Raw genomic sequence first — 15,126 nt, forward strand, 5'->3', positions numbered from 1 at the left:
TTATTGTTCATTTAGCCATTTCATATATTCAGCAGTGCCTTCTGCAACGGTTTTAAATTCGATTGAACATGTTGTTTGTCTAAATTTAGTCAGATCAGCTTGGGTATAGCTTTGATAGCGTCCTTTTAGATGATCAGGGAAAGGAATATAATCAATTTCGCCTTTTTTATGGTAGTTAAGTACTGCATCAGCAACGGCTTGAAAGGATTCTGCTCGACCTGTTCCACAGTTATAAATGCCCGAGATTTTGTTTTTCCAGAACCACAAATTGACCGCAACGACATCACCAACATAAATAAAGTCACGCTTAAAATTCTCACTGCCAGCAAACAGTTTTGGTTTTTCACCTTTGTTAATCTGTTCATTTAAGTGAAATGCAACACTCGCCATGCTGCCTTTGTGCGATTCGCGAGGTCCATAGACATTAAAATAACGGAATCCACAAACTGGTGAATTAGCTTGGGGTAATACTTGTCTTACGTATTGGTCAAATAAGAATTTAGAATAACCATAAACATTTAAAGGTTTTTCGTAAGTACGATCTTCAATAAAGTTATCACTGCGTCCGCCATACGTCGCAGCTGATGATGCATATAAAAATGGAATGTTGAAGTCTAAACAATAATGCAATAAGTCCTTTGAATAGTCATAATTGTTTTCCATCATAAATTTACCATCCCATTCAGTGGTTGATGAACAAGCACCTTGGTGAAAAACAACATCAATATCAAGATCTTCATGACTAATAATAGCTGCAATAAACTCGTCTTTATCCATATAATCGGCAATATCTAGATCAGCCAAATTGGCAAATTTAGTGCCGTCGGTTAAATCATCAACAACCAAAATGTCTTTATGTCCTAGATCATTCAGACCTTTAACAATATTACTACCAATAAATCCTGCACCGCCCGTTACAACAATCATGATTATTTTCCTTAACCAATAAAACTAATCTGCTTATGATAACGATTTATGATAAATTTTTCGAGTGCTCATTTTAGTTTATATAGTTATTTTAATAAGGTTCCACTAGCATAATTTGCAAGACATTATTTTTGATAAAAATAAATTTTAATGATGAATGTCTGTAATATGCATCATCCCAAGAAAATGATTTTTATCATCAATTACAGGTAAAACAGTGATAGGTCTAGGTTTATGGTGTTCCATAACTAAAATTGCTTCACTAACATATTGATTTTCATTTATTGTTGTAGGATTGGTTATCATTATTTCTTTTACATTTTTATTTAGTAAATCGGGATAAACTTTGAGCTGTCTTCTTATGTCACCATCGGTGATGATGCCTAGTAAAATATTGTTTTTATCTATCACACCAACTGCGCCAATGCCTGAATCAGTCATTACAAAAATAGCGTTATATATATTTTTTTCTGATGTTATAAATGCTTTTCTATTCTGCATTTTAACCAAATTTTTAACCGTCTTTAATCGTATTTTCCCTAAGTTACCACCAGGATGATAAAACGCAAAGTCTTTATCGGTAAATCCTTTTGCTTGCATTATCGTTATAGCTAGTGCATCGCCTAGTGCTAATTGTACTGTGGTGCTGGTTGTTGGCGCTAAATTATGTGGACAAGCTTCTTGTTGAACTTGTGCGTTTAAATGGCAGCTAGCAAATTGAGCCAGTGTTGATGATGCATTACCACATATTGAAATTAACGGTGCACCGATTAATTTAATAGTTGGTAAAATATTAACAATTTCAGAAGTTTCACCACTATTTGATATAGCAATGATGATATCATCTTTGGTAATACTCCCTAAATCACCATGAATGGCTTCAGCTGGATGCAAATAAAATGAAGGTGTTCCAGTACTCATTAATGTTGCTGATAACTTGTGTGCAATATAACCGGGTTTGCCTATACCAGTAACAATAACTCTCCCTTTAGTTGTTAGAATTAATTCGACAGCTTTAACAAAATTTTCGTTGATCGTGCTGATAATTGATTTAATACCTTTTGCCTCTGTGTGTAAAACCTGTTTTGCTGTTTGAATGATTTCATTTTTATTTAGCATATGATTATTCCATTTCTTTATTTAAAGTATATTTTTTTTGAATTATTTATATAAATGTACTGTTTACTTAGGTTTGTTTCTATAGCAGTTTCTATGAATAATTTTATGTGTAATGGTGAAAATAATCTCAATGATTAACAAAAATCTATCCATCAAAACATTAAAGTTTGACTGTGATCACAATTGTTAAATTGTGGTGTGAAAGTGTTAAATGATTAACATATTTTGCATTATTAACTATTTACAATTAATCCAACTTAACAGAGAGATATCTTATGAACCAAGAATTACCAAGATATAAACGAATTCTCGAATATTTAGATGAGTATGATGTTGCTACTATTAATTTGTTATCGAATCTATTTTCGGTTTCACATATGAGTATACGTCGTGATTTAAAAATTTTGCAAGAAAAGGGGCTAGTTAGAGTTTCTTATGGTGGTGAAATAAAGCGAAGTTTTTTAAATGGTACTCCGCTTTACAATGTCAAACAAAGCCGTTTTTCAGAAAGTAAAAAAAAGGTGGGTAAAATTGCAGCCGGCTTATTACAACCTGGTATGGTTATTTTTATTGATGCGGGAACCACTATGCGAGAATTTGCTCTTAACATCAATGTTCCTATCACTGCTATTACACCTGATTTACATATTGCGATTGAATTAACTCGTCGTCCAGAGATCAATACTATTATTTGCCCAGGGGAAGTACAAAACTCCATTGTTGCAACTTATAACACTCAGACAATGAAATATTTATCTGAACAGGTTATTGATTTGGCATTTATTGGTGCTGATGGTTTTAATTTTGAAGATGGTGCACTTACTACAACACAAATTAAAGCTGATTGTAAATGGATGGCTGTATCAAGATCGATTCAATCAGCATTATTAGTTGATAGTAGCAAATTAGGATTACGTTGTCGATTTAAGATCTGTGATTTGAATCGATTTAATTATTTAATCACAGAAAAAAAATTTCCTGAAAGTTTCGAAAAAAAATTAGTGAATCAAGATATTAAGTTTATTTATTAAGGAGGATATTAACCATATTTGAAAATACCGTTTTGTGAAGATGTATAAAAATGAGTTCATTTAATGAACTTAAGTATCGATAGGGAGTAAATATATGAAAGTAGCCGTTGTAGCCGATGATTTAACAGGCGCCAATGCCACGAGTGCATTGTTAAGCAAAAAAGGGTTCAATGCAATTACATGTTTAGAAAGTTTTAATGAAGATTTAACTAGATTTGATGTGATTTCGTTTGCAACAGACTCTCGCTCAATTCCATATAAGGAAGCTTATTCTCGTGTTGTTAATTGTATCAGTCAGTTTAAACAATATCGTCCCCTTATTAGTAAACGTATTGATTCAACATTACGTGGTAACTTAGGAGCTGAAGTCGATGCCGTCATTGATAATGATCCTGACTTAATGGCATTGGTTGTACCAGTTTATCCTTCAAGTGATAGAATTTGTGTTGGTGGTTCTCTATTAGTCAATGGCATTCCTTTACAAAATACTGCCATGCGTAATGATCCTAAAAATCCTATGACTGAATCATCTATTCTTGAATTATTTCGATGCCAGTCTCGTTATCCTATTTCACATATAGCCCTAAAAGATGTTTTAGAAGGTAAAGAAAGAATAGAGCAAAGGCTAAAGCAAGTTTATCAGCAAGGTGGACGTATTGTGATCTTTGATGCAACAACCGATACCGATATAAGTGTTATTGCGCAAGCTGCAAATAATGCCGATTTACCTGTTTTTTGTGTTGATCCTGGTCCTTTTACTGCACAATTTGCGCATTTGCGCTATTCAAGTGAGCGAAAGATGGCAAATAAAGTTTTTATTGCAATTGGTAGTGTGTCTGAATTAACCCAACGACAAATTAAAAAGTTGAAATACGATCGAAAAGTGTGGTTAGAAACAGTGTTGGTAAGTGAATTAATTGAGATATCTAAAGATACCAAAAAAGCCGAACCGATTGTAACTAGATTATTAACCAAAATAGAGCAGTTTGATGTAATTGGCATTGATACGGTCGAAACACCTGAGCAGGTCTCTAATCTGACTAGCCTTGCGGAAGGCTACAATATGAGCATAGTTGAAATAAGTAATGCATTAAATAAAGGAATTGCAGAAATTACTGCTCAAGTTTTGTTTCATCCTGAATCAATCATTCGCGGTATTTACACGAGTGGTGGAGATGTAACAGTGAATGTTGTTAATCGTTTGGGGAGTAGTGGTTTTTTGTTAAAAGATGAAATTGAACCTTTAACAGTTTATGGGCATTTGGTGGGAGGAAAATGTGATGGTTATTCAATTGTAACAAAAGGCGGATTTGTGGGTAATGACAATACTCTAGTTCACTGCATTGATTATTTAAGTACTAAGATTTCATCTCATGAAAGTCAAAAGTCTAATCCATAATTATGTAACTGATTTATTTAAAAATTATTCATTCTATTTTTTTTATTACTATTTCTAAGGAGTCGAAAAATGAGTCGTCGTTGTATGATCGGGGTACCAATGGGTGATCCTGCTGGAATAGGACCAGAAATTGTTGTTAAAAGTATCGCCGAACCAGAAACATATCAATATGGTTGTGTGGTAGTCACTGGGGATAAAAAAATCTTAGCCGATGCGTGTAACTTTTCCAAAGTTAACCTACACATCAATGTTATTAACGATTTATCGCAAGTGCGGGATGAACCAAATATTTTAAACCTTATTCAGTGTGGTGAGTTAAATTATAGTACATTCAAAAATGGAAAAATTGAAGGTCAATGTGGGAAAGCAGCATTTGATTATATCAAAAAAATTACTGAGCTAGCTATGCAAGGTAAGCTTGATGCTATAGCTACAACGCCAATTAATAAGGAATCATTAAAAGCAGGTCAAGTTAACTATATTGGTCATACTGAAATTTTAGCTGACTTAACCAATAGTCAAGATCCTTTGACTATGTTTCAGGTCAAAGATCTACGAGTGTTTTTTTTAACTCGCCATGTGTCTTTAGTTAATGCCATTCAATCTTTAACTCCTGAAAGAGTTTGTGATTATGCTGTTCGTTGTAATGATGCTTTGATCAAATTAGGTATTAAAAATCCTAAAATGACGGTAGCTGGTATTAATCCTCATTGCGGTGAACATGGTCTATTTGGTCATGAAGATGACGATATTTTGTTACCTGGTATTGAGATGGCACAGCAGAAAGGAATTAATATCAGTGGTCCTAAACCAGCTGACAGTGTTTTTTATTTTGCTATGGGGGGAGCTTATGATGCTGTTTTATCTCCTTATCATGATCAAGGTCATATTGCGACTAAAATGGTTGATTTCCATCGTACTATTTCAATTACTAATGGTATGCCAATTCTTCGGACTTCTGTTGATCACGGTACAGCAAATGATATCGCAGGAAAGGGGATTGCCAATGCAGTTAGTTTAATTGAGGCAATTCGTTTAGCTGCATTGTATGCACCAAAATTCAAATGCTAATCAATGTGGTTTCTGCTTTAGATAATTTCATATTCGATAGCATTTGTTCTCTATCGAAAGGAGAATTTATATGTCAAAAAAAAATAATCCAAAAAAGACACTTTATCCTTACGTCATGCTTAATGGTATTATTTTGCTTGTAGTGGGACTGATTGTCTTTTATCTAGGTAGTTTAGAAACTATAGAGAAAAATAGTTGGAGAATGATTGCAGGGTTATTAGTTGCCATCACGTTATTACTTTTTATGATTTTGAAAACAAGAATTCAAGCTTTCCCTGCGTTGATTATTTCAGCCTTTATTACAGGGTCACTTGGTGGTATGCCAGGTCAATTTATGATAGCTACCATTAGTAAAGGATTTGGCAATACACTAGGTAATATTGGTATTGTAATTGGTTTTGGTGTCATGATGGGGGCCATTTTACAAATGAGTGGCGCAGCACAAAAGATGGCTCAAGTCTTCATTAATTTACTAGGAAAAGGCAGAGAAGAATTAGCGCTAGTAATTATTGGCTTGTTAGTAAGTTTAGCTGTATTTTGTGATTCAGCCTTTATTGTTTTATTACCTTTAGTTAAAGCAATTTCACGGAGTACTGGTAAATCGGTTGTTGGTTTAGGATCAACATTAGCAATGGGGTTAGTTATAAGCCATAGCATGATTCCACCAGCTGTTGGCCCATTTGGTGTTGTTTCTCAATTTGGCATTGGACTTGGTGAGTACATGCTTTGGGCAATGGTACTTGCTATTCCTATTACGATTGCAGGATTTATTTACACGCGTTATGTGGGGCGTAGTATTTATCAAATTCCAACAGAAGATGGTGAAAATTTTACTCGTGAACGATTGACTATCAAACCTAATGATATCGAAGATGATCAACACTTACCCAGTGCTTTAGCATCGTTTTCTCCAATTATTACTCCTATTATTTTGATTCTAAGTGCTACATTAGTCGGTGAAATGAAATGGGATAATACCATTGCGGTTATGATAAAAACAATGGGGCATCCTATTGTCGCAGTTGGTATTGGCTTATTGATTGCAATAATGTCCTTGACAAATTCATTTCCACGTAAGGATGTTGTTCATCAAATGGAAAATTCTATACGTTCAGCAGGCATTATTCTATTAGTTATTGGTGGCGGTGGTGCTTTGGGCATGGTACTACGTGATTCTGGAACAGGCCAAATTATTGCTCAATATATTGTTCAAATTGGTGTGCCAGGTATTTTATTACCATTAACTATTTCAACTTTAATTCGCTTAATTCAAGGGTCGGGTGTTGTTGCAATGATTACCGCTGCAAGTATTACTGCACCAATGATTGGTACGTTAGGAGTTAATCCTATTATGGCGGGATTAGGTTGTTCGATAGGTTCATTTATGTTTTCACATTTTAATGATGCCTATTTTTGGGTAGTTAATCGTTCATTAGGTGTGACTGAAGTTAAAGAGCAAATTAAGGTATGGAGTATTACCTCAACAGTCCTTTGGGCTTCAGGAACGGTATCTTTGTTAATAGTGAATGCGGTATTCTTCTAAATCAATGGGATATAGCGGTTAAGGCTATATCCCATTGATTAAATCTCTAAATACAAATTTAGTTTTTTGCAGTAACTAATATATATCTTGCTAAATTAAGATAAGGTTCAGTTTGGCAATATGTTTGTTCAAGTTCTAATAGCTGTTCAAAGTGAGTTTCCGCTTTGGATTTATTGGTAAGATAATCATGAAAAATGCGAATCCCTGTTTTTTGTAAGATAGTAAAATCCAGTTGTGTAAGCCAGTGATATACGTCGGTTGGAACTCTTGGAAAATCGGGAGAAAGTGTTTTCTTTTTGCGTTTAGCTAACCCCGATTGGGTGTAACCAAAATTGCCTAATGTGACAGTTTTAAATAAAAGCGCATGATAATTATAAAACATTAACGATAAATAGCCTTCGGGTTTGAGATGTTTTTTTAATGATGCTATTAATTCAATTGGCTCTGCTACCCATTCTAATACCGCATGGCAAATGACTAAATCAAACTTTTGGTTAATTAAGTTATCAAGCTGTTGGATAGGGCAGCAAAGGCAATTTATAGTTACCTTTTCTGCTTGGGCCTTTTGTTTTGCTAGTTCTAGCATCTGTTCTGAGATATCACAAAGTGTTACCTGATGTCCAAGCTTGGCAAGCCTGCCGGCGATTTGACCTTGCCCACCACCAGCATCAAGTATGGTTAGTGGCTTATTGGTTGGATAAGTAGCTAAAATTTTTTCTAATTCTTGCCATACTATCGCTTCGCGAATTTTTCCTTTGGTTGTGCCATAAATGTTTTGTGCAAACTTATTGCTGATGTCATCAAAATTACGATCTTGTTTATTCATGAGTTATTTTTGATTATTTAACTGTTTTGCTTCATCATTTATTTGCGCTATTTTAGCAGCCATTTGGTTATAGCATTGTTCCATTAAGGTTCTAGCATCCTCTTTGCTTAGATCTTTTGTTTCTATAGGCTCTAGCATTTCAACAATAAAATGCCCATTATTTAGACGATTTAATTTGATATCATTAGTTTGCGATACACAAATTGGCACAATGGGTACTCCAGCTGCAATTGCGGCTTTAAATGCCCCAGTTTTAAACGGTAACAATCCACGTCCGCGGCTACGAGTACCTTCAGGAAACATCCAAATAGATATGCCACGTTTTTTGATTTCATTAACAACTTGTTCGATTGTATCTCGAGCTTTTGATTTATTATTACGATCAATAAGAATGTTGCCAGTAAGGTAATAAAGTTGCCCAAAAAATGGAATCCAAGCTAAACTTTTTTTACCGACGGTGACTGTTTTAGGTTGTACGACATCTGATGCTACGATGATGTCATAGTTATTTTGATGATTAGCAATATATACACAACTACCTATTTTATTAATATTAGGATGAATGCGAGTATCAACTTTTACGCCAAATATAGGTTTAAAGAAAAAACCAAATAAATGGGCAAATCTTGCCACGTTTTTGGGATTTCTTGGATTAAATAAGCAAAAAATAGTGCCTAACACACAAATAACAAGACCAATGATAACCACACTAATTAAGCGGAAAAGAAATACCATAATTTACCTCATAATTTAACTTAGCGTATTATATACATAATTAACATTAATATACAGTTGTTAAATATAGCTGTTTAAAGGAAATTTATGCATAAATCGACGATTATTTGGAATGAAAATCAGACGCCTATTTCTGTTCATTTTGATGATGTGTATTTTAATACGGAAGGCGCCATTGAGGAAACAAGGTATGTATTTATTGACGGTAATGATTTACCTCAGCGTTTTTTACAGCATAAGCAAGATACATTTATTGTTGGTGAAACAGGTTTTGGTTCAGGTTTAAGTTTTTTAATTTTATGGCAAACGTTTTTAAATTTTAGAAGTGAGCATCCAAATCATATACTGAAACATCTTGCCTTTTTCAGTGTCGAAAAGTATCCATTATCTTTAGATGAACTAATAAAGATACATGATAATGTGGTTTCTAAAAATGAAACGTTATTTTCGTTAGCAAAACAACTTCAGGCTAGTTTGATTGATTCTACCTGCCAATTTGATAACGTTAGTTTGACAATATGCTATGATGATATTAGTCATTTTTCAGATTTTTTAGTTAAGAAAAATGTATTGATTGATGCTTGGTTTTTTGATGGTTTTTCACCGGCTAAAAATCCTGATATGTGGTCAGAATGTTTATTTAACAATTGTTTTAGCCTAACAGCCCCAGGCGGTAGTTTTGCGACTTTTACGGCTGCTAGTTTTGTTCGTCGTCATTTAATGAGTGCCGGATTTACCGTTGAAAAACGAAAAGGGTTTGGCGCAAAACGTGAAATGTTAGTAGGGTATAAGTGAGTTTGCTTTTTACCTGTATCCACTACCGTCATTTCTCAAATTACGGAAAACAAAACAAGTCACTCCCAAAATTAAGCAATTTTCTAGAAGTGATAAGCTAATTCATGTAACATATTAATCAATAATGACAATTTATTATTGATTAATATAGTTATAAAAATAAAAGTAAATTAAATAGGAGAACAAATGAAAGCCTTAAAAAACGTTTTAATTATATTAACCACCGCTATGATTTTAACGGGTTGTGAAGAAAAAAACGAAGAATATTATTTAAACAATATAGACTCAGCAAATAAAAAAGTAGAGCAATGTAATCAGGATTTAGAAAAGGCATTTATAGCAAATGATAAAGGCGGTATCGAAAAGGTAGAAAAAAATCCTGAATGTCGTGCTGCAATGTCTGCAATTGAAAAAGACAGAAAGATAAAATATGAATTAGAAAAAAAACGGAAAGAAGACGAAAAAAAACAAGCGGTAGAATCTGAAATGAGCGCCATCAGACAACAAGTTTCTGGTATGTCATGGGGCGAATCAGTTGATGAATATTTAAAGGTAGATGAGTGTAAGAGTAGTTTTTCGTTTAATAAAAGCCCGAAATGTGAAGCTTGGGAAACGGTTTATAAAGAAAAAGTAGATGAAGGCAAAAAAGAGTTAAAACAGCTATCTTTTAATGAAATTAAAGAAAAAATGCAGTCTTTATGTAAATTAGATAAAAGAACTGGCTCTAAGTGTAGTGTTGCCCAAAAAGCACTAGAAGAAAAGGCGGCTGATGAATTAGCCAATGTTGATATTCAAACCATTGAATCAAAAAAATCACTATACTGTGCAGAGGATCTGGTTTTTCAATCAGCTTGTAACGTTAGTTGGGAAAAAGCATGGAAAAAAGAAAGTGATAAGTACGTCAAATTCTATACAGAAAATAATGCGGAATTTGTTGCTACATATAACTCATGCATAGATAAATTAGAAGCCGTTAAAGCTCAGAAGTTAAACTGGAATGAAGAAAATAAATTACAAAAAGCAATAAAAGAAGGATACCCTTGTAGTCAAGTGAAAGATGCTTACACGAAAAGAGGAATGGGATATTCTTGGTTTTATCAAAAAATTGAAGAATAATCCAATTAGTCGTGTTCTATTAGAATGGAATCAATTGTTGACAAAGAACTCGCTTTTAGCGAGTTCTTTGCGCTAATAGATTTGTAAACTTAGTAAATAAAAATTTTAATAAAATAAATGATTTTTCTTCTTTAAATCAGGTGCTGTTTTGGGGAGGGTCGATTTGGTTTTGTGTGATGGTTTCGGATGTTTTGGCTTTAAGTGATTAAAATGGCGACAGTGACCACGTCCGAGCTAAGGGAATTTGAAGCGAATTCCCTTAGCGAACTCACACTTTGTCTGCATAATGTGATCTTTCAGACTGCTCTCCGCAATTACTTGTATCATTCTGACACTTGCCTTTACCAGGACATCTTCGCTTTGCTCAGACGTTCAAATAGTACAGCACAAACTAGCCAAACGTTCCTGTTTGGCGTGCTAGTCTCGCTCTGTCGTGGCACATTCTGACGTCAAATAAGACAAACAACATAACCTTGGGTTAGATTTTGTGGAGGTGTTTTTGGTTAAAGAGATCTAATTACTAGCCCAAAAACAGTCAGGAAAGGTATTGATTTTATTGAAGTTTTTTTAGTGTTATGGGGTTATGTACCATTGGACAAAAATAAATGCTGATAGCACTATTTTATCACTGAAATGGCATAATCTGATATACAGCCTAACTAAAGCATCAGTTAGCACGCTTTAGCTAGGCTGGTGTTAGCATTTTACTCCATTGGGGTTCTGCATAAGGTAATGGGCATAGAGTCCTTTGGGGTAATGTTAGAAATCAAACTGATAAATCAGATCCAATGTTTGCGCTAAGCTTGATGCTGCATCTAAATAAAGATTCGGCATAAGCCTATAACGTAAAGTAAACGTTGCCAATGAATCAAAAATGCCGACACCATATTTTAGTTGTAAGTTAGGTAATATATACCCGCTAACCACAACTTTAGAATTGTTACCCGCACCTTGCGTATCAAGCGTTAGATTTTTGATACCAAATGCATTACCTATATCACCAATATATTTACCGGTTTTTGCTGTGCCAATACCAACGAGTAATGCGGTCATCATGTCACTATCACTTTGTTCCGCACTATCAAGTCCTTGACCTCGAATTAAGTAGGAAAGGGCTTCTTGCTGTGACATGGCAGGATCTGAAAACACTTCAATCTTAGGTGATTCCGACGATCCTGTAACACGAATTCCTGCCATGATGTTATTATTTTCCATTGATTCTGGATTGCGGATTGCTTCAATGTCGAGCATAGCTTGATCGGTTGCACCTGAAAATGTGATGATACCTTTGTGAATAATCAAGTCTTGCCCATAGGCATGGAATCGACCTGTTGGAATTGAAATCTCTCCATGTAGATCGAGTCCTTTATTGGTTTGTGTTGCAATTAAATTACCTTTAAGCGATGCATTTAATCCAAAGGCATCGACAGTCACTTTATCCTCAATATTAATTTCAATATGTCCATTGATTTTCATGCCAAATTCTTGGGCCTTAATTTCTTTTCGATTTGCACCAAGCATGACCTCATCTGGCGAAACATCAACGCTTGATGAGGGTAGCGATTCAACCGTTATTTTACCTTTTGGAATACTTACTTTTCCTAATAACGTTAATTCGTCTGGTGTTGCATTGATTTTAATATCAGGAATAATGGTCATAACAATCATTGGAGGCACCGAAACTTCCATGGCTGCACCATTAACTGTTAGCGAAGCTTGCCATTTATCTAAGGTATTCCAGCTGGCATTACCATTAATATTAACGTTACCTGCTTGAGTGGTTAAAACACCTTTTAATGTGGATGATTTTCCATTGAAATTGATATCAAACTTAGCTGATTTAACGTCAATGGGTAATTGGCTTGATTGTATTTCGCTATGTTTCAAGCTAATAGTACCAGTTAGCAATGGGTCATTTAGTGATCCAGAAAATTTAACCGTACCATTAATGGCACCTTTAGCATAATCTTTACTGTCTAATAATGGATTAATAATTGCTAACGCTAAATGATCGATATTTAATTGGCCACTTAATGTTTTTTGATTGGTTGGATCTGTTATCACTATATTTCCGCTAATTTTTCCTAGTTTATTTAGGCCAAAAATCCAATCTAATTTAGCTTGTTGTTCATTAAATTCTGCATCAATCTTAAAAAGATCGAAAGGCAGTGGCAACGACTGTGAGGTAACAATTTGTTGAATATAAACATCACGACTGGTTATATTCGCTTTTATTGATGGTATTTTATTGTCATTTTTAAATTGTATGATTATTTTGCCATTTACATTACCAGTAAGTTTGGTTTCACCATCGTTAGGTATTGGTAGTTTAGATAGATTAATTTCTTTTAACGTAATACTTGTATCGGTGTTTTTAGTTAGCGAAAATTGTTTATCAAGGCAAATAGTTGACTTTTCATTTATCCAGCAATGGGCATTAATGGCTGGTATTTGATTCTTTATGTCATAAGATAAGTCCAACGATTTAGTAAGTTGCCAATTATTGTTTTTGCCTAAATTAAGTAGAGCATGCGCAATGGTCCCGCTCCATTTTGTGCGATCTTTATCAAGTTGCCCTGTTAACGAAGTCGTCAATGATGCTGGATCACCATCAATATTTGCCGTTAAAGTATGGTGATTTTCACTGCCTGATAACTCAATATTTGCTTTTTTGATGATTTGGCTTGGTAGCTCTATTGTTTGACCAGTGAGCTTGATATTGCCACTTAATTGGTTTTTATACCGAACTTTGCCAACAAGATTAGCTTTAGCCACTTTGATTGTGTCAAAAGAAAATGAGTTAACCGATAAATTGGTATCAATAGCGGCATTGTTAGCAGTACCGTTGAGTTTAATATTACCTGCAACAGATCCTTGCATGCCATCAATCAATAACGATAGTGATTCGAAATTTAAGTTCGCAAGTAAATTGCCACTTTCACTTGAGCCATTTAAATTTAGCTGATTTTTCCCCCATTTAATCGCAAAATCATCTGCAGTGGCTTTATTTTCAGAGTTAACAGATAGATTGCCTGATGCAAAAAAATCGGCGTGATTGATATTACCTTTTAATTGTAAACCGGACAAATTAAACGCCCATTTATCACTTTCTAGCGAGCCTGTTGTTTTCAATTGACCGTTTAATCGAACTGGATAATTTGGCAATTCTTTGGTGATATCAACGTTATTGAGTTTTATGTTGGTATCCCATTGCAGGGCTTGTTGCCAATTTGCAGTTCCTGCTATGTTAATTTCACCTTGGGGTAATTTAATTATTCCATGGTCGATCATTGCACCTTGATTGGTGCCTGTACCGGCAATATCAAACATCGTGTTGTCTAATTCATCTCCTTTTATATGGCCTTTAGCTGACATTTGATACTGCTGCACGTTACCCTCTATTGATGCAGAAAAATCATTTAATTCATATTGCGCTTGTCCTTCAATTGGCCATTGAATATGCTTACCTTCAAGTTGAGTCATGATAGGCAAGTATTTTTCTATAAAATTGATGCGCCCATTTATTTTTATTTGATTCAAGCCATCAAGAGTTGCGTTAGTTAATAGCTCTCCAAGCAATTTACCTGAAAATTGTGCATCGAATTGGTTTTGTTCGGTATTTGCTTTCACTAATGCTAATACTGGCCAGTCGTCATGTAATGTAATTTCGCCCGAAACCGAAGCATGTCCGCTTGCGTAAGGGGTGGTAGCATCTGTATCGACTTGTTTTACAATGATACGACTATTGACGATATTAGTCTGAATTATAACATTATTGAATCGATAATCTTGCCCTCCCATATGTAATAACCAGTTATTACCGGTTAAACTTGTTACATTAATATTTAATGGAATATTAACTTGAGGTAACGAATCAATCAGTGGTTGATTAAAAAGTTGGCTGATTTTTTCATTAAGAGCGATATCTTCGTTTGTTGCTTCAACAGGTAAATTGGTTGTTTTATTATCCGCAAAAATAGCGCTTAAATCTGTTGCTACAGCTGGATAAACATAAATTTGATTATTAATCCACGTTGCTTTACCAGTAAAGTCGGACATACCAAATTGCATATCATCAACGGTGACTTTTATATCTGTTAAGTGGGTATTTTTAAGATCTATAGGTAACGGTGTTGTGAGTTCAAAACGTTTTTCTGTGCTGGGCTCTTCGCTAGGCGAACTATCTATTTGTCCAGTATTAATTGAAACTTTTACACCATCGGCATTAAATTGACTTACACAGACTTGGGCTTTTAATAAACAATGTCCAGCTAATGAAAATGAAGCATCATTAACTTGAACATTAACATTCGGTAATTCAAGCGAAAGTCCTTGTATATGCAGATTATGTAATGTGCCTTCAATTTGAGCTATCTTTAGCTCAGGTAGAAATTTATTTAAAACATAGGTAGTTAGTTTTACACCAAGACTGGTATATATAAACAAGATAACAAAAACAATTAGAAAGCCGATAACAGATAAAATGGCTATGCTTCGCTTTTTCCATTTACGTATCTGTTTTAATTTTTTTACTTTTTTTATTCTAACTAAATTTTTAGCCATA

Annotated in this window: 11 protein-coding genes; 6 read left to right on the forward strand and 5 right to left on the reverse strand. The window is 34.3% G+C overall.

All coding sequences use genetic code 11. From position 1 onward, the window contains the following. The gene (gene rfaD, locus GYX25_RS01895) at nt 1-927 is read right to left on the reverse strand and encodes an ADP-glyceromanno-heptose 6-epimerase (RefSeq protein WP_091349614.1); all 927 of its coding nucleotides are present in this window, start codon (nt 925-927) and stop codon (nt 1-3) included. Between the two features lie 147 nt (nt 928-1,074). Then, nucleotides 1,075-2,046 (reverse strand): KpsF/GutQ family sugar-phosphate isomerase, encoded by a 972-nt coding sequence (locus tag GYX25_RS01900; protein ID WP_091349617.1) that lies wholly within the window; start codon nt 2,044-2,046, stop codon nt 1,075-1,077. A 275-nt stretch (nt 2,047-2,321) separates the two neighbouring features. Between GYX25_RS01900 and GYX25_RS01905 the strand changes: the two genes are divergently transcribed. From GYX25_RS01905 to GYX25_RS01920, 4 genes are all read left to right on the forward strand, one after another. Next, nucleotides 2,322-3,077: a DeoR/GlpR family DNA-binding transcription regulator gene (locus GYX25_RS01905; protein ID WP_091349620.1), complete on the forward strand. Its 756-nt coding sequence runs from the start codon at nt 2,322-2,324 to the stop codon at nt 3,075-3,077. A gap of 94 nt (nt 3,078-3,171) precedes the next feature. Beyond that, on the forward strand, nt 3,172-4,476 hold the full coding sequence (locus tag GYX25_RS01910; protein WP_091349623.1) for a four-carbon acid sugar kinase family protein: 1,305 nt from the start codon (nt 3,172-3,174) through the stop codon (nt 4,474-4,476). 69 nt (nt 4,477-4,545) lie between these two features. Then, nucleotides 4,546-5,547: a 4-hydroxythreonine-4-phosphate dehydrogenase PdxA gene (gene pdxA / locus GYX25_RS01915; protein WP_160402422.1), complete on the forward strand. Its 1,002-nt coding sequence runs from the start codon at nt 4,546-4,548 to the stop codon at nt 5,545-5,547. A gap of 202 nt (nt 5,548-5,749) precedes the next feature. Next, the gene (locus GYX25_RS01920; RefSeq protein WP_370516525.1) at nt 5,750-7,090 is read left to right on the forward strand and encodes a GntP family permease; all 1,341 of its coding nucleotides are present in this window, start codon (nt 5,750-5,752) and stop codon (nt 7,088-7,090) included. A gap of 58 nt (nt 7,091-7,148) precedes the next feature. Here the strand turns inward: GYX25_RS01920 and GYX25_RS01925 are convergent, their stop codons facing one another. Next, the gene (locus GYX25_RS01925) at nt 7,149-7,916 is read right to left on the reverse strand and encodes a methyltransferase domain-containing protein (protein WP_091349634.1); all 768 of its coding nucleotides are present in this window, start codon (nt 7,914-7,916) and stop codon (nt 7,149-7,151) included. A 3-nt stretch (nt 7,917-7,919) separates the two neighbouring features. Further along, nucleotides 7,920-8,651, reverse strand: a complete 732-nt coding sequence (locus GYX25_RS01930) for a 1-acylglycerol-3-phosphate O-acyltransferase (protein ID WP_091349637.1) — start codon at nt 8,649-8,651, stop codon at nt 7,920-7,922. An 87-nt stretch (nt 8,652-8,738) separates the two neighbouring features. On the opposite strand from GYX25_RS01930, the gene mnmD reads away from it, so the two are divergent. After that, the gene (gene mnmD, locus GYX25_RS01935; RefSeq protein WP_174786555.1) at nt 8,739-9,446 is read left to right on the forward strand and encodes a tRNA (5-methylaminomethyl-2-thiouridine)(34)-methyltransferase MnmD; all 708 of its coding nucleotides are present in this window, start codon (nt 8,739-8,741) and stop codon (nt 9,444-9,446) included. A gap of 186 nt (nt 9,447-9,632) precedes the next feature. After that, a complete protein-coding gene (locus GYX25_RS01940) occupies nt 9,633-10,562 on the forward strand; it encodes a hypothetical protein (protein WP_091349644.1) in 930 nt (309 codons plus the stop codon). A 759-nt stretch (nt 10,563-11,321) separates the two neighbouring features. Here the strand turns inward: GYX25_RS01940 and tamB are convergent. After that, nucleotides 11,322-15,125 carry an autotransporter assembly complex protein TamB gene (tamB, locus tag GYX25_RS01945; RefSeq protein ID WP_174786556.1) on the reverse strand — a complete coding sequence of 1,268 codons (3,804 nt, stop codon included), beginning with the start codon at nt 15,123-15,125 and terminating at the stop codon, nt 11,322-11,324. Nucleotide 15,126: the final 1 nt, after the last annotated feature.

Origin of the sequence: Gilliamella sp. ESL0254 (genome assembly GCF_013344985.1) — a bacterium.
Lineage (GTDB): Bacteria > Pseudomonadota > Gammaproteobacteria > Enterobacterales > Orbaceae > Gilliamella > Gilliamella bombicola.